Source organism: Trichococcus collinsii (assembly GCF_900107505.1).
Lineage (GTDB): Bacteria > Bacillota > Bacilli > Lactobacillales > Aerococcaceae > Trichococcus > Trichococcus collinsii.
The window spans coordinates 598625-621832 of sequence record NZ_FNQH01000001.1 but is presented as its reverse complement, the minus strand read 5'-3'; the positions used below and the strand labels follow the sequence as shown (position 1 = coordinate 621832).

19 protein-coding genes are annotated in these 23208 nt (G+C 45.0%); all 19 read left to right on the top strand.

Features of this window, described 5'->3' with window-relative positions; translation table 11 throughout:
• The first annotated feature begins 8 nt into the window (after positions 1 to 8).
• The 19 genes from BLV66_RS02875 to BLV66_RS02785 all read left to right on the top strand — a co-directional run bounded on the left by BLV66_RS02875 (position 9) and on the right by BLV66_RS02785 (position 23160).
• Complete coding sequence (locus tag BLV66_RS02875) at positions 9 to 3233, top strand: DEAD/DEAH box helicase (protein ID WP_176974098.1); 3225 nt, start codon at positions 9 to 11, stop codon at positions 3231 to 3233.
• A gap of 201 nt (positions 3234 to 3434) precedes the next feature.
• Positions 3435 to 4220, top strand: coding sequence for a 30S ribosomal protein S2 (gene rpsB / locus BLV66_RS02870; protein WP_086984771.1), 786 nt, complete (start codon positions 3435 to 3437; stop codon positions 4218 to 4220).
• A gap of 136 nt (positions 4221 to 4356) precedes the next feature.
• The gene (tsf, locus tag BLV66_RS02865; RefSeq protein WP_086984772.1) at positions 4357 to 5238 is read left to right on the top strand and encodes a translation elongation factor Ts; all 882 of its coding nucleotides are present in this window, start codon (positions 4357 to 4359) and stop codon (positions 5236 to 5238) included.
• 87 nt (positions 5239 to 5325) lie between these two features.
• Complete coding sequence (gene pyrH, locus BLV66_RS02860; protein ID WP_086627869.1) at positions 5326 to 6048, top strand: UMP kinase; 723 nt, start codon at positions 5326 to 5328, stop codon at positions 6046 to 6048.
• Between the two features lie 2 nt (positions 6049 to 6050).
• Positions 6051 to 6608 carry a ribosome recycling factor gene (frr, locus tag BLV66_RS02855; RefSeq protein WP_086984773.1) on the top strand — a complete coding sequence of 186 codons (558 nt, stop codon included), beginning with the start codon at positions 6051 to 6053 and terminating at the stop codon, positions 6606 to 6608.
• A gap of 173 nt (positions 6609 to 6781) precedes the next feature.
• On the top strand, positions 6782 to 7543 hold the full coding sequence (gene uppS / locus BLV66_RS02850; RefSeq protein WP_086984774.1) for an undecaprenyl pyrophosphate synthase: 762 nt from the start codon (positions 6782 to 6784) through the stop codon (positions 7541 to 7543).
• Between the two features lie 10 nt (positions 7544 to 7553).
• Positions 7554 to 8348 carry a phosphatidate cytidylyltransferase gene (locus BLV66_RS02845; RefSeq protein WP_086984775.1) on the top strand — a complete coding sequence of 265 codons (795 nt, stop codon included), beginning with the start codon at positions 7554 to 7556 and terminating at the stop codon, positions 8346 to 8348.
• A gap of 36 nt (positions 8349 to 8384) precedes the next feature.
• Entirely contained in the window at positions 8385 to 9659 is a 1275-nt protein-coding gene (gene rseP / locus BLV66_RS02840; RefSeq protein WP_086984776.1) for an RIP metalloprotease RseP, read from the top strand.
• A gap of 82 nt (positions 9660 to 9741) precedes the next feature.
• Complete coding sequence (locus BLV66_RS02835) at positions 9742 to 14079, top strand: PolC-type DNA polymerase III (RefSeq protein ID WP_086984777.1); 4338 nt, start codon at positions 9742 to 9744, stop codon at positions 14077 to 14079.
• Positions 14080 to 14249: 170 nt separating this feature from the next.
• Positions 14250 to 14723, top strand: coding sequence for a ribosome maturation factor RimP (gene rimP, locus BLV66_RS02830; RefSeq protein ID WP_086984778.1), 474 nt, complete (start codon positions 14250 to 14252; stop codon positions 14721 to 14723).
• A 31-nt stretch (positions 14724 to 14754) separates the two neighbouring features.
• Positions 14755 to 16056 carry a transcription termination factor NusA gene (nusA, locus tag BLV66_RS02825; protein WP_086984779.1) on the top strand — a complete coding sequence of 434 codons (1302 nt, stop codon included), beginning with the start codon at positions 14755 to 14757 and terminating at the stop codon, positions 16054 to 16056.
• A gap of 18 nt (positions 16057 to 16074) precedes the next feature.
• Positions 16075 to 16359: an RNase P modulator RnpM gene (rnpM, locus tag BLV66_RS02820; RefSeq protein WP_086984780.1), complete on the top strand. Its 285-nt coding sequence runs from the start codon at positions 16075 to 16077 to the stop codon at positions 16357 to 16359.
• The gene (locus BLV66_RS02815) at positions 16356 to 16664 is read left to right on the top strand and encodes a L7Ae/L30e/S12e/Gadd45 family ribosomal protein (protein ID WP_086984781.1); all 309 of its coding nucleotides are present in this window, start codon (positions 16356 to 16358) and stop codon (positions 16662 to 16664) included. Before rnpM ends, BLV66_RS02815 begins: the two co-directional genes overlap by 4 nt.
• A gap of 22 nt (positions 16665 to 16686) precedes the next feature.
• Positions 16687 to 19140, top strand: coding sequence for a translation initiation factor IF-2 (infB, locus tag BLV66_RS02810; protein ID WP_086984782.1), 2454 nt, complete (start codon positions 16687 to 16689; stop codon positions 19138 to 19140).
• A gap of 37 nt (positions 19141 to 19177) precedes the next feature.
• Complete coding sequence (gene rbfA, locus BLV66_RS02805) at positions 19178 to 19534, top strand: 30S ribosome-binding factor RbfA (protein WP_086984784.1); 357 nt, start codon at positions 19178 to 19180, stop codon at positions 19532 to 19534.
• A gap of 745 nt (positions 19535 to 20279) precedes the next feature.
• Positions 20280 to 21008 (top strand): amino acid ABC transporter ATP-binding protein, encoded by a 729-nt coding sequence (locus BLV66_RS02800; RefSeq protein ID WP_086984786.1) that lies wholly within the window; start codon positions 20280 to 20282, stop codon positions 21006 to 21008.
• A gap of 27 nt (positions 21009 to 21035) precedes the next feature.
• Positions 21036 to 21836, top strand: a complete 801-nt coding sequence (locus tag BLV66_RS02795) for a transporter substrate-binding domain-containing protein (RefSeq protein ID WP_086984788.1) — start codon at positions 21036 to 21038, stop codon at positions 21834 to 21836.
• Between the two features lie 12 nt (positions 21837 to 21848).
• Positions 21849 to 22496 (top strand): amino acid ABC transporter permease, encoded by a 648-nt coding sequence (locus BLV66_RS02790; RefSeq protein WP_086984789.1) that lies wholly within the window; start codon positions 21849 to 21851, stop codon positions 22494 to 22496.
• 7 nt (positions 22497 to 22503) lie between these two features.
• Positions 22504 to 23160 (top strand): amino acid ABC transporter permease, encoded by a 657-nt coding sequence (locus BLV66_RS02785; RefSeq protein ID WP_086984791.1) that lies wholly within the window; start codon positions 22504 to 22506, stop codon positions 23158 to 23160.
• Positions 23161 to 23208 lie beyond the last annotated feature (48 nt).

Genomic DNA, 23208 nt, shown 5'->3' with positions numbered 1-23208 from the left:
GTGATAGCGTGAAATGGAGTATGCCGGACAAGTTGATACAAGAGGGACGCGAATATGTGAATGAGGATCGCGTGCTATCCGTGCAACCGGATTTCCACAGCCAGGTTTGGCATTGTGAGGTGCTCGGCAGTAAAATGTATCATGTCACCTTAGACGGGACAGCCAGGGAACAGGATGTATGTCAGTGCAAGTACTGGAAAAATCATCAGTATTGCAAACATACGATCGCTGTTGAATTGTATCTGAAGGAGAAATGCGGTACCCGTATTCTGACGGAAAGTAGCGCAGAACAGTTTCAGGTCGATGCGGAAACTGCCGGTCAAGAATTTGTGAACGATTTGACGCAGATTTTCTTCCAAGAAAACAAAGGCGCCCAAATCCTGAACACCCAAGCAGATTTTTTAGTGCAGTATACGCTGCAGGTTCTGCGTATGAAACCAAACAGTCTGATGCAAAATACAGGTGAGCATGTATTGGCTCTATCCTTGCGTGCAGGGGTCGATAAGCCGTACATGGTCACCAATATCGAACAATTTACGGAACAATTCATCAAACAAGAAAAATGGGAATACCGTGTCGGTGATGGGATCGATTTCCGTACAGTAAAGATACAGGAAATGGACCAGCCAATCATCTACCGATTGCATAAGCTGCTGGAGGAGCAACCAGCTGCGTTGAACAAGCAATTGTTGAATGTTACGGCCAGAAAATTGGATTCCTATCTGATTCTTCCACCGAGTTCTGCGCACTCCATTCTGGAGGATTTGATCCAAACCGGCCGGGTTGAATGGATTGCCGGCGAGCAAACGTATCAGGATGTGCAGATCAGTTCCGAAAAACCAGGCTATCAATTCCTTTTGGGGAAAAAAGGCAAGGGAATAGAACTTCGCATCCAGTGCGACAACATCATCCATTTGTTGGATTACGACTGGTTGATCGAGGGCAACAAAGTCCATCCGCTCAGTGTTCAGCAACATAAACTGTTGGGGTACCTCTCGTTCTTTGAGAAACGTTTTGAAGACTCAAATGTGATCGGAATCGAAGAATCAGATGTATCGGATTTGCTGACCTATGTTATTCCGTTGCTGAAACAGATCGGAACGGTGCACTTCAGTGAAGAACTGGAGCGCACCATCGTTGATGAGCCGCTGACCGTCTCCATCCATTTCCGAGGTCCGGCCAAGCGCATAAAAGGTGAAATTTTCTTCAAATACGGGGAAACGGTCTTCCGTCAGAACCGCTCTTCGAAAACGGAGTCCCAATTCCTGATCAGGGATACGATAGGTGAAGAGAGGATACTGCAGGTATTGGAAAATTTGGAATTCAACATAATCGAAAACCAAATAGCCTTCATGGCTTCGAAAGATGTTGATCTATTCAGCTTTCTTTACAGGAAAGTTCCTACTTTGCGCCGTTATGCCGAGGTCGAATTAAGTCCGGATCTGCAAAATCTGATAGTGGAAAATACTGAAGTATCAACATCTGTTCAACGCAGGACCAGGGATTCTTTTTTGGATATCCGGTTTGATGTCGGAGGCATTTCGGAAAACGAAATCGACAGATTGTTGAATAGCCTCAAAAAAAATGACGCTTATTACAAGACAGAAGATGGTCGCATTTTATCTTTAGAGACGGAAACAATGAAAGAGATGAATCGTTTCCTTTCATTGATCAAAGATGAGTCCCAGCTCCGTGATGGCACACTTTCCATGCCGATGATCAAGAGCATGACACTCGAAAAAGAAATCAATGATCTGAACCCTGAAGTGGGCAGTCAAGATTTCCTTAACGAACTGTATCATTTCATCAAGCACCCAAATGAGTTTCCGGCTGAATTGCCAAAAACGTTGCAAGCGGATTTGCGTCCTTATCAAGTGACCGGCTTCAAATGGTTGAAATTTCTCGCTAACTACGGCTTAGGCGGTATTTTGGCTGATGAAATGGGTCTTGGTAAAACGCTCCAGTTGATCATCTTCTTACTTAGCGAAGTAGAGGAAGGTAAAAATGATGGCAAGCCCGCTTTGGTGATTGCGCCTGCTTCACTGATCTACAACTGGAAGTACGAATTCCAAAAATTTGCGCCCTTGCTTCAGATAAGTGTCATCAGCGGCGTGAAGAAGGAACGGGAAGAGCAGTTGTCTCAATTGCCCGAGAACGGCATTGCGATCACCTCCTATCAAAGTTTCCGACAGGATATCGAATCTTATCAAAAGTGTGATTTCTATGCGATGATCCTGGATGAATCCCAGTATGTCAACAACTACAATACGAAGACATTCCGTGCAATAGCGAAGATGAATGCCCGGGTCAATATTGCGTTGAGCGGTACGCCAATCGAGAATAGCGTGACGGAATTCTGGGCGATTTTCCAATTGATTTTGCCGGGATTGTTCCCGAAACTACAAGAATTCAAAAAAATGTCGCTCGAAGACATTTCGAAAACAGCAAAACCCTTCATGTTGCGTAGGCTGAAGGCGGATGTTTTGGGTGATCTTCCGGAAAAATCCGAAGCCGATCTGTACAGCAGTCTCAATCGCGAACAGAAAATCATGTATTTGGCTTATCTTCAGCAATTGCAGGAAAAGGTATCTGATTATGACAGTGAAGATTTCCAACGGAACCGAATGGAGATTTTGGCCGGGCTGACACGTCTGCGTCAAATCTGTTGCGATCCCCGTTTGGTGGATGCAACTTACGAAGGCGGCTCGGGGAAATTAGAGCAACTGGTCGAAATATTGAAAAATGCTCAAGAGAACAACCAGCATGTTTTGGTATTTTCACAATTTACTTCCATGTTGAAGCTGATCGAAGCAGAGCTGGTCAAGGAAAATTTAAGCCATCTCTATCTCAGCGGAAAAACGCCTCCCGCCGAAAGGATTACGTTGGTGAATCAGTTCAACGAGGGCCACACGGATGTCTTTTTGATCTCACTGAAAGCGGGCGGCACCGGCTTGAATCTGACCGGCGCGGACACCGTCATCCTCTTCGATTTATGGTGGAACCCGGCAGTCGAAGAGCAAGCCGCTGGGCGAGCACACCGCATCGGCCAAAAGAAAAATGTGCAGGTGTATCGTTTCATAGCGGAGGGAACAATCGAAGAGAAAATCAATCAGCTGCAGCAGGACAAAAAGATGCTCTTTGATCAGCTCATCGTCTCCGAAGGGGAAGAGGCGCTCAGCCGACAACGGTTGACGAACGACGACATCAAGCAAATTTTGGGGATCCAATTCTGAAATAACCACTAATGAGGCTGTTTGATCTCCATTTCCAGAAAAACACTTGCTTCTTTCAGTATAATTCGATATAATTATCAACGGTGCAAAACCACATTTCACACCTTGATCGATACGGCGGACGTTGCTTATCGTAAGATGAGTTTCTGCTGTAGAAGAAATCGGGGGAGGAAAATAAAAACAAACTTGGAGGAAACAAACATGGCAGTAATTTCAATGAAACAATTATTGGAAGCAGGCGTACACTTCGGTCACCAGACTCGTCGTTGGAACCCAAAAATGAAAAGATACATCTTTACAGAAAGAAACGGTATCTACATCATCGACTTGCAAAAAACTGTAAAATTAGTCGACGAAGCATACAAATATATGCTTAACGTTGCTGAAGACGGCGGCGTAGCTTTATTCGTAGGGACTAAAAAACAAGCGCAAGATTCAATCAAAGACGAAGCAATCCGTTCAGGTCAGTTCTTCGTAAATCACCGTTGGTTAGGTGGTACTTTGACTAACTGGGATACTATCCAAAAACGTATCAAACGTTTGAAATCAATCGAAGCTATGTCTGAAGACGGCACTTTCGAACTACTTCCTAAAAAAGAAGTTTCTATCTTGAAGAAAGAACAAGAACGTTTGGAAAAATTCTTGGGCGGTATCAAAGATATGCCTAGAATCCCGGACGTAATGTTCATCGTTGACCCAAGAAAAGAAAGAATCGCTGTTCAAGAAGCTCACAAATTGAACATTCCTATCGTCGCTATGGTTGACACAAACTGTGATCCAGATGAAATCGACGTAGTAATCCCTTCAAATGATGATGCTATCCGCGCAGTTAAATTGATCACTGCTAAAATGGCTGATGCTTTCATCGAAGGCAACCAAGGAAAAGATCAAGTTGAAATTTCTGTTGAAGAAACTTTTGCAGCTGAAGCTGACGAAGCAACTTCATTAGAAGAAATCGTTGAAGTTGTAGAAGGCAACAACGAGTAATATTTCCTATTTAGTTTGAAGTAACGAGCTGTCTCAGAAAAGAAGAAAGATATAGCCAATTTGGCAGCCGACATCTTTTCTATTCTCTTTGGGACAGCTTTTTTTATGAAAAAGAATATTCAGGAGGAATCATAGAATGGCACAAGTAACAGCAAAAATGGTTAAAGAATTACGCGACATGACAGGCGTAGGCATGATGGATGCTAAAAGAGCTCTAGTAGAAGTCGATGGCGACATGGACAAAGCGGTTGACTACTTAAGAGAAAACGGTATGGCTAAAGCAGCTAAAAAAGCTGACCGTATCGCTGCTGAAGGACTTGCAAACGTATATGTTGATGGAAATATAGCCGTAATCGCTGAAATCAATGCAGAAACTGATTTTGTTGCGAAAAACGACAAATTCCAAAACTTAGTAGCCGACATCACAGCAATCATCGCTAAAAACAAGCCAGAAACTGTGGAAGCTGCTTTAGCAATCGAAACTGCTGAAGGTACATTAAACGATGTTATCTTGAGCGCTACTACAATAATCGGTGAAAAAATTACTTTGCGTCGCTTTACTATCGTTGAAAAAACGGATGCTGATGCTTTCGGTGCATACTTACACCAAGGCGGACGTATTGCTGTATTGACATTATTGGAAGGATCTGCTGATGCTGATGCTGCTAAAGACATCTCTATGCACATTGCTGCCATCAATCCTAAATATGTTTCACGCGACGAAGTTTCTCCAGAAGAACTTGAGCATGAAAAGAAAGTTCTGACTGAACAAGCATTGAACGAAGGCAAACCAGCCAACATCGTTGAAAAAATGATCGTAGGCCGTTTGAACAAGTTCTTGAGCGAAATTTCATTGAACGATCAACCTTTTGTTAAAGATCCAGATCAAACAGTGGGACAATTTGCTGCTTCCAAAGGCGGCACTGTTAAATCATTCGTTCGCTACGCTGTAGGCGAAGGTATCGAAAAACGCTCTGTAGACTTTGCAGAAGAAGTAATGAGCCAAGTTAAAAAATAATGAAAATTGCCCCTTAATTGGGGCTTTTTTATCATAGTCATAAGCCTGATTGATCAGGGGTCAGCCAATTACGGAGGGAAATATAGAATGAGTGAACCAAAATACAAACGCGTTGTTTTAAAACTAAGCGGTGAAGCTTTAGCGGGCAACACTGGTTTCGGAATCAACCCGCCGACGATCGAAGAAATCGTTAAAGAAATCAAAGAAGTACATGACTTAGGCGTAGAAATGGCTATCGTTGTGGGCGGCGGTAATATTTGGCGCGGCACGACAGGCGCTGAAATGGGCATGGAGAGAGCGCAAGCCGACTATATGGGTATGCTTGCGACTGTCATGAATTCTTTGGCTTTGCAGGATGCACTGGAGAATGCAGGCGTTCCGACCCGTGTTCAGACTTCCATCGAAATGAGACAAATTGCCGAACCTTACATCCGCAGACGTGCTGTCCGTCATCTTGAAAAAGGACGCGTTGTGATCTTTGCTGCCGGTACCGGCAATCCTTACTTCTCTACTGATACAACAGCAGCCCTTCGTGCCGCTGAAATCAATGCTGACGTTATTTTGATGGCTAAGAACAATGTTGATGGGGTCTACTCATCTGATCCGATGAAAGACTTGAACGCAACAAAATTCTCTGAATTGACTCATTTGGATGTTATTTCCAAAGGACTGCAAGTAATGGATACTACAGCAAGCTCATTAAGTATGGATAATGACATCCCGTTGGTTGTGTTTAACTTAAACAGACAAGGGAATATTCGCCGTGTTATACTTGGAGAAGATATCGGAACGACTGTTAGGGGGAAATAATCATGGTTAAAGAAATCCTGGATAATGCGACCGACAGAATGAAAAAAACAGAAGCTGCATTGATCCGCGAACTTGGCTCGATTCGGGCAGGCCGCGCGAATGCGAGTTTATTGGACCGCATCGAAGTGGAATACTACGGAACGAACACGCCGGTGAATCAATTGGCTTCCATCACGATTCCTGAAGGGCGCATGTTGCTGGTGACACCTTACGATAAATCGAGTATTGGTGATATCGAACGCGCGATTTACCAAAGCGACCTGGGCATCAATCCAGCCAATGACGGGAGTGTCATCCGTTTGGTGATCCCGGCACTGACTTCAGAGCGCCGCAAAGAGTTGGCAAAAACCGTCGGCAAAGAAAACGAAGCGGCTAAGGTCTCTATCCGAAATATTCGCCGCGATGCCATCGAAGCATTGAAAAAAGCAGAAAAGAACAAAGAAATCACAGAAGATGAGTTGCGCACCTATGAAAAGAAAGTGCAAGACTTGACCGATAAATCTTCCAAAGAAATCGATAAAATAACAGCGGACAAAGAAAAAGAAATTTTGGACGTTTAAAATTTCATCCGTTGGAAAGGAGCCAAGGCACAAATCATTTCGAATGATTTGTGCCTTGGCTTTTTTCAAAATAGTGGGCCATTTTAAAAATTTAATAATTTCCTGTTAATCATAGGAATTCAAGCGGGTTTTTGTTAAAATATAGAGAGTTATGAAAAAGTGAGGGATAAAACATGGCTCTATTCAAGAGTGAGAATCCAAAAACAGAATTGCCGTTCGATGAAAACGGCATCGTTCCAGCCCATGTCGCCATCATCATGGACGGAAATGGCCGTTGGGCAAAGAAAAAATTGATGCCGCGGGTCTACGGACATAAAGAGGGCATGAATACCGTGAAAAGGATAGCTATAGAAGCAAGCCGCCTTAATGTAAAAGTATTGACGCTCTATGCTTTTTCAACAGAAAATTGGAAACGTCCGACTGATGAAGTCAGTTTTTTAATGGGTTTACCCATCGATTTTTTTGATGTGTTCATGCCGGAATTGATGCAGAACAACATCAAAGTGACAACTATCGGTTGGATTGATCAATTGCCCGAAAAGACGCTGAAAGTCGTGCAAAATGCGATTGAAAAAACGAAAGACAATACCGGTTTGATTCTGAATTTTGCATTGAATTACGGTTCCAGGGCAGAAATTCTTCAAGCGACAAAAATGATTGCGCGCGATGTCGCAGCGGGAAAACTCTCAGAAGACGACCTTAACGATGACGTATTCGCCGGATACCTATTCACAAGTGGACTTGGTGAATGGCAAGATCCAGACTTGCTGATTCGTACCAGCGGGGAAATCCGTTTGAGCAATTTTTTGCTCTGGCAGGCTGCGTACAGTGAAATGTACTTCACGGAAGAATTTTGGCCTGATTTTTCAACAGCCAGCTTGCAGGCTGCGCTAGCAGAATATCAGCATCGTAATCGCCGCTTCGGCGGCATATAGGGAGGATACCATGAAGGAAAGAGTAATCACAGGCATAGTGGCTGCCGCCGTTTTTATCCCATTTTTATGGATTGGGGGACTGGCGTTGCAACTGCTTATGACAGCAATCGGATTGATCGCCGTCCAAGAACTATTAAAGATGAAAAAGTTGACCATCTTCAGCGTGGAGGGAATCATTACCGCTTTGGCGACCATCCTTTTGATGTTGCCGGAATCCTACCTGCATTTCATCCCAGACGGCATCGATGCGATGCTTTTGATTTATTTGGAAGCATTGATCCTGTTCGTATTCACAGTGTTCTCAAGAAATGATTTCACCTTCGACGATGCAGCTGCTTCCGTTCTGACTTCCCTTTATGTCGGGAGAGGCTTCTATTACTTCATGCAGACAAGGGATATTGGATTTTGGATGGTGCTTTTAGTGCTGTTCATCATCTGGGGAACGGATATTGGTGCTTACATGATCGGAAGAAAAATTGGCAAGAACAAATTGGCACCAACAATCAGCCCCAACAAAACAATCGAAGGCTCCGTCGGTGGATCAATTGCTGCAGTGCTGATCGCCATCGTGTTTTTCCACTACTACAATCCGTTGGGTTTATCGATGGGTCTCCAGATTATGTTGGCAGTCCTGCTTTCGGTCTGCGGGCAGATGGGTGATTTGGTCGAATCTGCATTCAAACGTTATTTCGGCGTCAAGGATGCCGGTAAGATATTGCCTGGACATGGCGGCATGCTCGATCGTTTCGACAGCACGCTTTTTGTGATGCCTGTGTTCCATATTTTTCTGCATTTCATATTTTAAGAACGGTAAGTCAAGATACAGAAAGGGAGGGATTACATGTTTCAGACAATCATAACGTTCATTATCGTGTTCAGCATATTAGTGATCATCCATGAATTCGGCCATTTCTATTTTGCGAAAAAAGCGGGCATTTTAGTTCGTGAATTCGCAATCGGCATGGGACCAAAAATCTTCTCTCATCGCAAAAACGGAACGACCTATACGATCAGGATGCTGCCTATAGGCGGATACGTGCGAATGGCAGGCATTGGGGATGAGGATACCGAGTTAAAACCCGGTATGCCGCTTAATATATCCCTTGATGAGGCACAACAAGTCACTCAAATAGATTTAAGCAATAAGCAGCATTTGCGTGCTGTTCCCATAGAATTACTGGAAGCTGATCTGGAACAAGCGCTCTTCATTAAGGGCACCATTCCGGGAAGTTCGGAGCCTGTTACCTATGAAGTCAAACGCGATGCCACAATCATCGAAGCGGATGGAACAGAGGTTCAGATTGCTCCCCTCGATGTGCAATACCAATCAGCGCCCTTGCTGAAACGGATGATGACAAACTTTGCTGGACCGATGAATAATTTCATTTTGGGCATTGCGGTATTCATCACGATTGCATTCGTGCAAGGCGGCGTTACGGTCAACGATAATCGCCTAGGCGAAATCCAACCTAACAGCCCGGCGGAAGCGGCCGGATTGCGGGAGGATGACGAAGTCTTGGCTGTGAATGGCGAGGAAATCGCTGAATGGACGGAACTGGTTGCATCAATCCAAGCTAATCCGGGCAATGAAATCACACTAACAGTTGTGACTGAAAATCAAAAAGCGCGTGATGTGCTCATCACGCCCGAAACGAAAACCGATGAGCAGGGAAATGATTACGGACTGATTGGTGTCGCTCCCCCAATGGATCGCACGGTGATGGCGAAAATCAATTACGGTTTTAAAGAATTCTGGTTGATAGCCACTTCCATCTTTGGATTGGTCTTCTCCATGTTCAGGACCGGCTTCCAAGCCGATTCATTCGGCGGACCTGTCGCCATCTATGCGGCAACGGAACAAGTCGTTGATTATGGCTTTCTGAGCGTGCTCAGTTTCTTGGCCTACTTGAGCATCAACCTTGGTGTCGTGAATCTATTGCCGATTCCAGCATTGGATGGCGGGAAATTACTGCTGAACGTAGTGGAAGGCATCAGAGGAAAGCCGCTGGATCCAGAGAAGGAAGGCATCATTACAGCTATCGGAATGGGGCTTCTGCTCCTCCTGATGGTCATCGTCACTTGGAACGATATCCAAAGATTTTTCTTTGGGCAATGATAGGAAGTAAATAAGAAGATTCAAAGAAAGGAAAGCTCATTCTTTGAATCTTTTTGTTTGTTAGTTGAGAAGGAGCGATTAAATGGCATTATCGAAACATGAATTGTTCCAGCAGATGCTGGAACAGATAAATATGCATCACAAGCCGGAGTATCTGCCGTATTTTGAAAATGGGGAAATCGAACAGGTCATCGTGCATAAAAAATCCAAATTATGGTCATTCCAGTTCGTTTTTGACAACGTCCTGCCTTTCGAGGTATTCAATGCTTTGATGAACCATATGAAAATAAAATTCCAATCTATTGCAGCGATCGATTTTCAGATCAAAACAAGGAAACCGATCTTGACGAACGAGAGCATCTTGGATTATTGGGAAACAGTCGTCCAGCGAAGCAACATATCCTCGCCTCTGGTCCAGACGCTATTTGCCAAACATACTCCAGTCGTCCTGAACAACAAAGTCGTTATCAATGTTGAAAATGAGATCACCAAAAATCATTTAGCGGATAACTACTTATCGGTGATCCAACAGAATTATCTGGTTTTGGGTTTCCCGAGTTTCCAAATCACGATTGAAGTGGACGAGGAAGCATCGGAAGCCCGAATGGCGCAATATCTGGCAAGGAAACAAGAGCAGGATGAAATGTTGGTCAAACAAGCAGAAGAAGCCATCAAACAAAACCAGCAGGACAGACAACGCAGTGACGGCTCACAATCTAAGGGCGGCAACAACGGCCCCTTACTGATTGGCAGACAAATTTCCGGCAAGGAAGAAATCAAGCAGATGGCTTCGATTACTGAAGAAGAGCGTTCGGTTGTCATCGAAGGATACATTTTTGACAGCGAAATCAGGGAACTGCGCTCCGGCCGGAAACTGCTCGTGTTCAAAATGACGGATTACACTTCCTCGTTTTCGGTGAAGCTGTTCTCGTCAAACGAAACGGATGAACAAAATTTCGAGCTGGTCAAAAAAGGCATCTGGGTGCGCGTTCGCGGAAGTGTCCAAGAAGACACGTTCATGCGGGACTTGGTTGTGAATGGCCGGGACGTGAATGAGGTAGCGCATGCGGAACGAAAAGATCGTGCGCCTGAAGACGAAAAAAGGGTTGAATTGCATCTGCACTCAAACATGAGTCAGATGGATGCCACCAATGGCATCGGTGATTTTGTCAAACAGGCAGCCAAATGGGGACACAAAGCCATCGCGCTGACTGACCATGCCGCCGCGCAAGGCTATCCTGACGCCCATGCAGCCGGGAAAGCGAATAACGTGAAAATCTTGTATGGTATTGAAGCGTACGTCGTCGATGATGGCGTTCCGATTGCCTATAATCCGGTCCATGAGGATCTCAGCGAAGCAATCTACGTGGTTTTCGACGTGGAAACGACGGGCTTGTCGGCAGTATACGATAAGATCATCGAATTGGCTGCCGTAAAAATGTACAAAGGAAATGTCATCGAGACATTCGAAGAGTTCATCAATCCGGGTCATCTGTTATCGCAGACGACTATTCAATTGACAGGCATAACCGATGACATGGTGCGCGACTCCAAACCGGAAAAAACGGTATTAGAGGAATTCGCGGCATTCTCAGAAGGATCCATTCTTGTAGCCCACAATGCCAGTTTTGACATGGGCTTCCTGAACAACAGTTATGAACGTCATGGTATGCCAGAGGCGCCACATCCGGTGATTGATACTTTGGAAATGTCCCGTTTCCTGCATCCACAATTGAAATCCCATCGTTTGAATACGTTGGCAAAACGCTATGGTGTCGGCTTGGAACAGCATCACCGAGCGGTTTATGATTCGGAAACAACCGGGGCACTTTGCTGGATATTCCTGAAGGAAGCACGTGAAGAGCATAACATCTTGTTTCATGATGAACTCAACAAATATATTGGTGGCGGCGATTCCTACAAACGGGCAAGACCTTTTCATGCAACGATTTTGGCAAAGAATCAAGATGGGTTGAAGGACCTATTCAAAATTATATCTGCTTCGAATATCGAGTATTATTACAGGACACCGCGCCTTCCGCGCAGCGTTCTTCAAGCGATCCGGGGAAACTTGTTGATCGGTTCTGCCTGCAGCGAAGGCGAAATCTTTGAGGCGATGATGCAAAAAGGGGCAGAGGTAGCAAAGGAGAAAGCCAAGTTCTACGATTACATCGAAGTCATGCCGAAAGAAGTTTATGCACCGCTCATCACGAAAGAACTGGTCAAGAATGAAAGCGATCTGGAGGAAATCATCACCCAAATCGTTGCCATCGGGGATGAACTGGGAAAAACGGTCGTCGCAACCGGGAATGTCCATTATCTGAACAAGGAGGACGCCATCTACCGGGAAATATTGATTGGGTCATTGAAGGTGAATCAAGGGAAAGTTCTGCACATGCCGGAAGTCCATTTCCGGACGACAGATGAGATGTTGGACAGTTTCTCCTTCCTGGGCAAAGAAAAAGCCAAGGAAATAGTCGTTTATAACACTCAAAAAATTGCTGAGAGCACGGAAGTGATTGTTCCGATCAAAGATCAATTGTATACGCCCAACATGGAAGGTGCGAACGAGGAGGTCACGCGACTTTCCTATGACGAAGCCAAGCGTCTCTATGGCGAAGAACTTCCTGAACTGGTTGAAAAAAGGCTGGAGAAGGAGCTTAACTCGATCATCGGCAACGGCTTTTCAGTTATCTATCTGATTTCCCAAAAACTGGTGCTGAAGAGCAATCAGGACGGTTACTTGGTAGGATCACGGGGATCGGTCGGCTCAAGTTTCGTAGCCACTATGACCGGCATAACGGAGGTTAACCCTCTGCCTCCGCATTACCGCTGTCCGGAATGTAAATATTCCTATTTCTACGAAGATGGTTCGATTGGTTCCGGCTATGATCTGGAAAAGAAAGACTGTCCGAAATGCGGGGCGGACATGGACCGCGATGGGCACGACATCCCGTTCGAAACCTTCCTAGGTTTCTACGGAGACAAAGTACCCGATATCGACTTGAACTTCTCGGGGGAATATCAAGCCCAGGCTCATGCCTACACGAAGGAGCTCTTCGGGGAGGAGTATGTGTACCGTGCCGGGACGATCGGTACGGTAGCGGATAAGACTGCCTTTGGTTATGTGAAAGCTTACGAGCGGGATCACAACTTCCGATTCTCATCGGCGGAAATCGATCGCTTGGCAAAAGGCTGCACGGGCGTAAAACGGACGACCGGACAGCATCCCGGCGGCATCATCGTCATTCCGGACTATATGGATGTCTACGATTTTACACCTATCCAGTTCCCGGCCGATGCCCAGGATTCTGAATGGAAAACGACCCACTTCGATTTCCACTCCATCCATGATAATGTGCTGAAACTGGATATACTTGGACATGACGATCCGACCGTTATCCGTATGCTGCAAGATTTGTCCGGGATCGATCCGCAAACGATTCCGCCAAATGATCCGGATGTCATGAAGATATTCAGTGGCACCGAAGTATTGGGTATCACACCGGATCAGATATTCAGTAAAACCGGAACACTCGGAATACCTGAATTCGGGACGCGCTTTGTTCGGGGAATGCTGGAGCAGACGAGCCCGAACACCTTTGCGGAATTGCTTCAGATTTCGGGACTTTCCCATGGTACGGATGTCTATCTGGGCAATGCAGAAACGCTCATCCGCGAAAATAATATCCCGCTGGCGGATGTTATCGGCTGTCGTGATGATATCATGGTATATCTGATCCATCACGGCATGGACGATGGTCTGGCCTTTAAAATCATGGAGAGTGTCCGTAAAGGGAAAGGGATTCCTGATGATTGGCAAGCGGACATGCGGGCAAAAGAAATACCTGAATGGTATATCCAATCCTGCCTGAAGATCAAATACATGTTTCCGAAAGCACATGCTGCAGCGTATGTTCTGATGGCTTTGCGTGTCGCATATTTCAAAGTGCATCAGCCAATCCGTTATTACTGTGCTTTCTTCTCCGTGCGCGCACAGGATTTCGATTTGGTCGCGATGACGCAAGGGAAAGAAATGATCAAGACCCGCATGAAAGAAATCATGGACAAAGGTTTAGAAGCCTCGGTCAAGGAAAAAAGTTTGCTGACCGTATTGGAATTGGCGAACGAAATGGTCGAGCGCGGCTTCACTTTCAAGATGGTCGATCTCGATAAATCGCATGCCAATAACTTCGTGATCGAAGGGGATACGCTGATTGCGCCGTTCCGGGCCATCCCGGGATTAGGAGGCAACGTGGCGAACCAAATCGTTCAAGCGAGGGAAACCCAACCGTTCCTGTCCAAAGAGGACTTGGCCACTAGGGGGAAAGTTTCGAAGACAATCATTGATTACATGAATGAAAATGGTGTGTTGAAAAACTTGCCTGACGAAAATCAACTTTCTTTATTTGATTTTTAGGGGAAGGCTATTCCAAAGCCATTTGATTGGGAAGTCCTTGCATTTACTGACACAATGGTGTATGATTATATGAGAATAAGTCGTCGGATGGAGTGAGCGGAAACGCTCACTCTTTTTACGCAGTCAGCCAATGTATGACAGTGGTGTAGGATTGATAAAGGAGGATTTCTGTGAGTCGTGTAGTAGATGAAGTTCGAGTAGTGGTTCAACCAATAGTTGATGAACAGAATTTAGAATTAGTGGATATGGAGTTTTTGAAGGAAGGGAAAAACTGGTTTCTCAGAATCTATATAGATAAACCAGGCGGCATCGATATCGAAGAGTGTGCATTGATCAGCGAAAAAGTCAGTGGAGCTTTGGATGCCATCGACCCGGACCCGATTCCGCAAGCGTATTTCTTGGAGGTGTCATCACCAGGAGCAGAGCGTCCATTAAAGACTGAAGCAGATATGCAGAATGCCATTGGAAAATACGTGCATCTGTCCTTCTATCAGGCGATTGATGGTGAGAAATTCTACGAAGGAACGTTGAAGGAAATAAATGACGAGTCCGTCGTATTGACGATCAGAATCAAAACCAGAACAAAAGATATCGAAATCGAAAGAAAACAGATCGCAAACGCAAGATTGGCTATCCAATTTTAATCATTTTTTGAGATAGGAGTGAACGAATAATATGAGCAAAGAAATGTTGAGTGCTCTCGAAGTGTTGGAAAAAGACAAAGGTATTTCAAAAGAGATTGTCATCAGTGCGTTGGAAGCTGCGCTTGTGTCTGCATACAAACGTAATTATGGTCAGGCCCAAAACGTTGAAGTGGAATTCGATACAAAAAAAGGGGACATCCATGTCTACGCTGTTAAAGAAGTAGTGGATATGGTGTTTGATTCGACATTGGAAGTGAGTCTGGAGGATGCTCTACAGATCAATAAAGCATACGAATTAGGCGATAAGATCCGTTTTGAGGTTACTCCTAAAGATTTTGGACGGATTGCCGCTCAGACAGCCAAGCAAGTCATCATGCAACGTATCCGTGAAGCGGAACGCAGCATCGTCTACAATCAATTCATCGCATATGAGAATGACATTCTGACGGGCGTCGTCGAAAGAATGGACAGCCGGTATATTTATGTGAGCCTTGGGAAAATTGAAGCAGTATTGTCTAAGCAGGAGCAGATTCCGAATGAAACGTTCCAACCGCACGACCGCATCAAAGTGTACATCACAAAAGTCGAAAACACTTCGAAAGGGCCGCAAGTTTTTGTCAGCCGTAGTCATCCCGACTTGTTGAAGCGCTTGTTCGAGCAAGAAGTTCCGGAAATCTTCGACGGCGTAGTCGAAATCGTTTCGATCGCCCGTGAAGCCGGAGACCGTTCAAAAGTAGCCGTGCGCTCACGCGATAAGAACGTTGACCCTGTCGGAACCTGCGTAGGGCCAAGAGGCCAGCGTGTCCAAGCAATCGTAAACGAATTGCGCGGAGAAAATATGGATATCGTTGAATGGAATGAAGATCCGTCGATCTACATCGGAAACGCATTGAATCCAGCACAAGTTGTGAATGTAGATTTCCATCAAGCGGACGGCAGTTGCACGGTCATCGTTCCGGATTATCAGCTATCATTGGCAATCGGTAAAAAAGGTCAAAATGCGCGCTTAGCGGCTAAATTGACAGGCTATAAAATCGATATCAAGTCCGAAACGGAGTATAATAAGTTATTGATGGAATCCGGTGCTCAAAAAGTTGCAGCAGATGAAGAAGATGCTGATGCAATCAATTCCTTCGCTGGCTTGGATAAGATATTTACGGCTGAGGAAGTCGCTGAAGATATCGCTGTTCCAGCGGACGAAACGGATTATACGGAAGAATACGAAAATGATGAAAAAATCCTTGATCCTGAAGATGTAGAGCAGCTGATCTCGGAAGTCGAGACAGATCCGGAACAAAGCTATGATGAATTAGCAGAGGACTATCAAGACTAATCAGTGAGGTGAAGGTTTATGAAGACAAGAAAAGTTCCGATGAGGAAATGTGTCGTCTCCAACGAGATGAAACCCAAAAAAGAATTAGTCCGAATCGTAAAAAACCAAGCAGGTGAAGTCGCCATTGACCCTACCGGCCGCATGAATGGTCGTGGAGCCTACGTCTCTCTGGAACCTGCATTGGTGCAGAAAGCTTGGAAGCAACACATTTTGGACAAACACCTCGAGACCGCGATCAGTGACGCGTTCTACCAAGAGTTGTTCGATTATGTCGAACACCAAAAAGCAAGGAGCTTATTATGACACCTGAAGATAAGATGTTGAATTTGCTGGGATTGGCATTGCGCGCCGGCAAACTGATCACAGGTGAAGAAATGACCATCAAATCCATCCAAAAAAATGAAGCAGTCTTCGTCCTCTGTGCGACGGACTGCAGCGATAACACGAAAGAAAAATTAGAAAACAAATGCCGCTATTATGAAGTCCCGTTCCAGGTGCATTTCACTTCGGAACAAATCAGTCAAGCAATAGGCAAGTCCCGTTCCATTTGCGCCTTGACCGATAGAGGATTCGCCAAAAGTTTCATGCGGCTGAAAGGAACAAAGTAATGAGATAAGGGAAGGTGATGACATGGAAAAAAAACGTGTCTACGAGTATGCAAATGAACACAAGATACCAAGCAAAACGGTGTTGGATAAAGCAAAACAATTGGGGATCGATTATCATAGCCACATGTCAACCATGGAAGACGGAGACATCAAAAAGTTGAACCAATCCATCGCTTCCACTGCTGGAAACCAGGTTGCCAAGCCTAGTGCACCGCAATCCAATGCGCCACAGAAGAAGCAACCAGTAGACAACAAAAAGTCGCCTGCAACCGGAACACATAAACCTAATGATAAGAGTGAACTGAGGAAAAAAACAGACATGAAAGATAAACCATCGAATCCTTCTTCGAATCAAAAAAACGGTTCCGAAAATAAAGGACAAGCAAGAAATACTGCAGAAAAGAATACAAATCGGCCGGCGCAAGCCACAAGCCAAGCTGGACAAAATCGTCCAAATACTAAAATGAATCGAGTTGACTCTGTTTCGCCAAACAAATCAAATGATAAACCAGTGCAGAAAACTGCAAACACGAATACTACTACCAATGCGCCAGCCAAATCAAGCCGTCCATCGTACGGTCAAAATTCAGGTGGATCCAATCCCCGCGGTCAAGGAAATCAAGGCAGAGGCAACAATCCCTACAACAAAAATAAACGCTCGAAGTTCAAAAAAGGCACGACCAAGCAAGGACCGGCAGTACCGCCACGCAAATTCCGCGAGTTACCGGAAACATTCGTCTATACAGACGGTATGAATGTAATGGAAGTTGCCAAAAAGCTGCACCGTGAGCCAGCCGAAATCATTAAAAAGTTATTCCTGATGGGCATCATGGTCACTCAAAACCAAGCATTAGGAAAAGACGCCTTGGAATTGTTGGCTACTGATTACGGTATCGAAGCAGAGGAAAAAATCGTTCAGGATATTTCCGATTTGGACAGCTATTTCGAAATGGAAGAAAATCCGGAAGACTTAGTTTCAAGACCACCTGTTGTCACTATCATGGGTCACGTCGATCACGGTAAAACGACGCTTTTGGATTCACTGCGCAATACGAACGTAATCCAAACTGAAGCAGGCGGAATCACGCAGCATATCGGCGCTTATCAGGTTAAAATCGATGGTAAGCCAATCACATTTTTGGATACACCAGGACATGCGGCCTTCACGACGATGCGTGCCCGCGGAGCGGATGTAACAGATATCACGATCATCGTTGTCGCAGCTGATGACGGTGTGATGCCACAGACAATCGAAGCTATCAGCCACGCAAAAGCGGCTGATGTTCCTATCATCGTTGCCGTGAATAAAATCGACAAACCGACAGCAAATCCAGATCGCGTTATGCAGGAACTATCCGACCATGGTTTGGTTCCGGAAGCTTGGGGCGGCGAAACGATTTTTGTCAACATCTCAGCTAAGTTTGGTCAAGGGATCGATGAATTGTTGGAAATGATTTTGTTGGTTGCTGAAGTCCAAGAATTGAAAGCTAATCCAAATCGTTTAGCAATCGGTTCCGTAATCGAAGCCCGTTTGGATAAATCCAAAGGACCGATTGCTACCGTCTTGGTGCAGTCAGGTACTTTGAAAATCGGCGATCCGATCGTAGTTGGCTATACTCATGGTCGCGTACGCGTAATGACCAACGATCAAGGCAGACGCGTAAAAACCGCTGGACCTGCAATGCCTGTCGAAATCACAGGTTTAAATGCAGCACCACAAGCAGGGGATCACTTTGTTGTCTTTGAAGATGAGAAGACAGCGCGTCAAGCCGGTGAAGAACGTGCGAAACGTGCCTTAATGGAACAACGTTCAACGCAGAACCGCGTGACTTTGGATAACTTGTTCTCCAGCTTGAAAGACGGAGAACTTAAAGATGTCAATGTCATCATCAAGGCTGACGTGCAAGGTTCAGTTGAAGCGTTAGCTGCGAGCTTACAAAAAATAGAGGTCGAAGGTGTTCGAGTCAAGATTGTTCACTCGGCAGCAGGCGCAATCAACGAGAGTGATGTTACCTTGGCGGCAGCCAGCAACGCAATCATTATCGGATTTAACGTCCGTCCGACTCCTCAAGCGAAGATCCAAGCGGACAGTGAAAATGTGGATATCCGTCTACACCGTATCATCTACAACGCCATCGATGAAATCGAGACAGCGATGAAGGGCATGCTGGATCCGGAATTCGAAGAGCAAGTAACCGGTCAAGCACTTATCCGTGAGACCTATAAAGTTTCTAAAGTCGGCACAATCGGTGGAGCGTTCGTAACGGATGGCTACATCGGAAGAAGCAGCAGCATCCGTATCATCCGCGACAACATCGTCATTTTCGACGGTAAACTTGCAAGCTTGAAGCGATTCAAGGATGATGCCAAAGAAGTTAAAAAAGGCTTCGAATGTGGTGTGATGATCGAAGATTACAACGATATCCGCATTGATGATGTCATCGAAGCGTACCATATGGTTGAAATCAAGAAATAAAAGCAACAGCAATCAAGCTAGTGAGAGGTGAACCGATATGGCTAATTTCAGAGCCGGAAGAATAAAGCAAGAAATACAACGCGAAGTTAATGATATCCTGGCTAAACGTGTAAAAGATCCGCGTGTTGCGAATGTGAACATCACTGATGTAGAAATCACCGGTGACTTGCAGCAAGCAACCATCTATTACAGCACATTGTCGGAACTTGCCAGCGATCGTGAAAAAACGCAACTAGGATTGGATAAGGCTACTGGCCTTATCCGCAAGGAACTTGGAACGCGTCTGACACTCTACAAGACACCGGAATTAATCTTCAAACGTGATGAATCGGTGGCTTACGGCAGCAAGATCGATGAATTAATCCGCAAGATGCACGAAGACGGAAAAAAATAGATTACATATTTGCGCACTAAAAGACAGACACAATGATCATTGCGATCGTTGTGTCTGTCTTTTTTTACATAACGATCATAAGTCAGCCCTAAAAGCACATAAAATTGCCTAGAGTACACTTTTGCGAGCGCTTTGGCTTAAGATGCGTCCATTTGACTATACGTGCTTACGGATCGATTTTTGCGGGTTTTAGAGATGGCTCGGATAACCTATTCAGATGAATCATAAACAAACATTGTACCCGTACTGACGTCGCGAATGCATCTGCACAGATTGGAATGATGCCGGACTCTAATTTGTAATAGGTGTAAATGGGCCTTTTGGTGCTCAGAGGGTAACAAAATTCAAATTCACACTTCCAATATCATTATATCCCAATTGAAATCTAACCGAAATATCATATTCAGGAAATTGAAACAAATTATATGGCAAAATTACAATTCATTCATGTTCAAAAGTTCCAGATTGCGGGAAGCTATCAGATTGGTTGGGGTTTTCTAATCATAGAGTAGTGAAACTGCCATAAAGGCAACCACTCGCCAATCATCCACTTACCCGATCTTGCATGTGTTAGCAGGAGAATTGCGAATGATGAGATGCTTAAATATCATTTCAAAAAAATGGAAGCGCTATATACGAATATTTTTGTGAATTATCGAATTAACATTAAGGAATTGCTATTGTAATTTGTTTCTAACTTTGCTTTAATAAAAGTTAAATATTACACAATGGGGAGATTCAAAAAATGATTGAATTTAAGAATGTCAACAAATATTACGGCAGTTTCCACGCTTTGAAAAATATCAATGTCAGATTTAATCAAGGAGAAGTGACCGTCATACTTGGGCCATCCGGTTCCGGTAAAAGCACATTGATCCGCTGTATCAATGGATTGGAGGAAATATCCGAAGGCGAATTATTGATCGAAGGGGTTAATATCCACGATAAAAACACCAACATCAACCTGATCCGTCAGGAAGTCGGCATGGTGTTCCAGCATTTCAATTTATACCCGCATAAAACAGTGTTGGAAAATATCACTTTGGCTCCGATCTTCAAGTTGAAAAAAAACAAAACAGAAGCTATCGAGCAGGCCGAAAAACTTTTGGAAAAAGTGCAGCTGTTGGATAAAAAGGACATGTATCCGAATCAACTGTCCGGCGGCCAGAAACAACGTGTCGCAATTGCACGCGGCTTGGCAATGAATCCGAAAGTGCTGCTGTTTGATGAGCCGACTTCTGCACTGGACCCTGAAACGATCGGCGAGGTATTGAAGGTCATGTCGGACCTTGCCAAAGAGGGGATGACGATGATTGTGGTGACCCATGAAATGGGCTTTGCCCGCGAGGTTTCCGATCGTACGTTGTTCATGTCAGATGGCGAAATCCTGGAAGACCGCCCGAGCGAGTCCTTTTTCCTGGATCCTCAAGATGAACGAGCCAAGCAGTTCCTCAGCAAAGTTATCAACCACTAATTAAAGTCGAAAGTAAGGAGCAATGGTATGATGAAAGTTACGATGAAAAAAGTGCTCTTGACAAGTGCGCTGTCGGTGCTGCTTCTGATGAGCGGCTGCATGAAAGTTTCGGAAAAAAGCGTGATGGAGCGCATAGAAAGTGGGGACAAGAAAATTGTCTGGGCCACCAACGTTACCACACCCTTAGTCGGGCAATTGAATGTAGAGACGGGTAAAGTAGCAGGGTATGATTCCGATGTTGCGCGCGCGCTGACTGAAGTGATTACAGGGTCTGCTGAAAATGCAATTTTTGTTGAGGTATCGAGTCAGAATCGGGTGGCATTTGTTAAGAACAATATAGCGGATGCCGTCATCAGCACGATGACGATTACAGATGAAAGAGAAAAGCAAGTTGATTTTACGGACTCCTATTATATCGGTGGTCAAGCGTTGATTGTGCCGGAAGACAGCGACATTCAAGCGATCGAGGATTTGACTGCCGACACGATTGTCGCAGGAGCAAAAGGGACAACGATGATGCTCAACATGAAGACTATTGCGCCGCAAGCACCGACAAGGGAATATGACACCGAATCCGAAGCCTTTACGACTTTGATTGCCGGCCAAGCGGATGCCTACACATCCGACAATGTCGTTTTGATGGGGATGATGTCGAAAACGTCCGGTTTCCGATTTGCCGGCGGAAGAATCACCGATGAACCATACGGAATTGCGCTCAATGAGGATGAAGACGAATTCCGGGAAGAATTAAATGAAGCAATCGCAATCATTCGAGAAAACGGCACTTTAGCGGAAATCGAAGAAAAGTGGTTCGGCGACTATTACTAAGGAGTGCGGGAAATGATTGAAATATTAACGAAGCATTACAGTACATTACTAACAGCTTTTGGGCACACTTTGGCCATCAGCATGATTTCGATGCTGGTGAGTTTGCTTTTCGGAACCATTTTGGCCATGTTCCATGTCTCCAAAAACAAGGCTTTGAATAAAATCAGCGGCTATTACGTGGAATGCTTCAAAAATATTCCGCTGCTAGTCATCACCATGTTTTTCTACATTGCCATCCCTATGGTGTTGGACATCAAAGTGAACGGAATGATTGCTGGGGCGATCGGCTTGGTCATCTACTCTACCTCGTTCATCGCAGAAATCGTGCGGACCGGTATTCAAGCGGTACCGGCCGGCCAGTTGGAAGCTGGACTTGCTTCAGGCTTCTCCTATTGGGAAACGATGTACCATATCGTATTGCCGCAAGCTTTCAAAATCGTAATCCCTCCGCTGGGGAATCAATTCATTACCTTGGTGAAGGATTCCTCGGTTTTAGGGTTCGTTGCCGGGATGGATTTGATGTACTACGGAGACCTGATCGCAGGCGAAACATTCAATATGATGGGCTCCTATCTGGTCATCAGCATGTTCTATGTGATCATCACGCTGCCTTTGAATTACCTAATGGCGCATATTGAACGAAAAATGGAAATGGCTTAGGGGGAAAATGGAGATGTTTGATATTACAGGTGCTTTATCAAATGGCAATTTTATTTATCTGATGAAGGGCATGGGCAGCACACTGTCTTTCTCTGTGCTGGCCATCGCAATCAGCTTCATCATCGGCTTAGGTCTCGGGGTCATCCGTTACATGAAAGTTCCGGTCGCGTCGAATGCTCTCGGTTTCCTCATGGACGTCATCCGCAGTGTGCCTTTGCTCTTGATTATCGTGGTCTTCTATTTTGGTTTTCCGCAGTTAGGCTATCGTTTCAGCGCTTTTGGAGCGGCGTTGATCGCTTTTGTAGTATTCGAGTCATGCATGATCGCAGAAATCGTACGCGCCGGACTGAAATCAGTCGCAGTAGGGCAAATGGAAGCAGGACTTTCGACTGGGTTCACTTTTTCCGAGACGATGCGGCACATCATCATACCGCAAGGCGTCCGTTCGATGGTTCCGTCATTAGTGTCACAATTCATTTCTTTGATCAAGGATACCTCCCTGACAACGATCATCTCGTTTTCAGAGCTGACATATCGCTCAAAGATCATCTATTCGATGGATTCGGCCTATGTATTGCCGATGTATGTCATCATGGCTTTCCTGTACTGGATCATTTGCCACACGCTTTCGAAGGCTTCCAAACGCTTTGAAGTCGATTATTGAGCCCGCATAGTGAATAAATGAAAAGAATAGGGTTCCGGGATAACACCG

Excerpts from the sequence above, each read along its gene's own strand:
- rpsB (WP_086984771.1), top strand. The coding sequence starts at position 3,435 with ATGGCAGTAATTTCAATGAAACAATTATTGGAAGCAGGCGTACACTTC.
- tsf (WP_086984772.1), top strand. The coding sequence starts at position 4,357 with ATGGCACAAGTAACAGCAAAAATGGTTAAAGAATTACGCGACATGACA.
- pyrH (WP_086627869.1), top strand. The coding sequence starts at position 5,326 with ATGAGTGAACCAAAATACAAACGCGTTGTTTTAAAACTAAGCGGTGAA.
- frr (WP_086984773.1), top strand. The coding sequence starts at position 6,051 with ATGGTTAAAGAAATCCTGGATAATGCGACCGACAGAATGAAAAAAACA.
- uppS (WP_086984774.1), top strand. The coding sequence starts at position 6,782 with ATGGCTCTATTCAAGAGTGAGAATCCAAAAACAGAATTGCCGTTCGAT.
- BLV66_RS02845 (WP_086984775.1), top strand. The coding sequence starts at position 7,554 with ATGAAGGAAAGAGTAATCACAGGCATAGTGGCTGCCGCCGTTTTTATC.
- rseP (WP_086984776.1), top strand. The coding sequence starts at position 8,385 with ATGTTTCAGACAATCATAACGTTCATTATCGTGTTCAGCATATTAGTG.
- BLV66_RS02835 (WP_086984777.1), top strand. The coding sequence starts at position 9,742 with ATGGCATTATCGAAACATGAATTGTTCCAGCAGATGCTGGAACAGATA.
- nusA (WP_086984779.1), top strand. The coding sequence starts at position 14,755 with ATGAGCAAAGAAATGTTGAGTGCTCTCGAAGTGTTGGAAAAAGACAAA.
- rnpM (WP_086984780.1), top strand. The coding sequence starts at position 16,075 with ATGAAGACAAGAAAAGTTCCGATGAGGAAATGTGTCGTCTCCAACGAG.
- BLV66_RS02815 (WP_086984781.1), top strand. The coding sequence starts at position 16,356 with ATGACACCTGAAGATAAGATGTTGAATTTGCTGGGATTGGCATTGCGC.
- infB (WP_086984782.1), top strand. The coding sequence starts at position 16,687 with ATGGAAAAAAAACGTGTCTACGAGTATGCAAATGAACACAAGATACCA.
- rbfA (WP_086984784.1), top strand. The coding sequence starts at position 19,178 with ATGGCTAATTTCAGAGCCGGAAGAATAAAGCAAGAAATACAACGCGAA.
- BLV66_RS02800 (WP_086984786.1), top strand. The coding sequence starts at position 20,280 with ATGATTGAATTTAAGAATGTCAACAAATATTACGGCAGTTTCCACGCT.
- BLV66_RS02795 (WP_086984788.1), top strand. The coding sequence starts at position 21,036 with ATGATGAAAGTTACGATGAAAAAAGTGCTCTTGACAAGTGCGCTGTCG.
- BLV66_RS02790 (WP_086984789.1), top strand. The coding sequence starts at position 21,849 with ATGATTGAAATATTAACGAAGCATTACAGTACATTACTAACAGCTTTT.
- BLV66_RS02785 (WP_086984791.1), top strand. The coding sequence starts at position 22,504 with ATGGAGATGTTTGATATTACAGGTGCTTTATCAAATGGCAATTTTATT.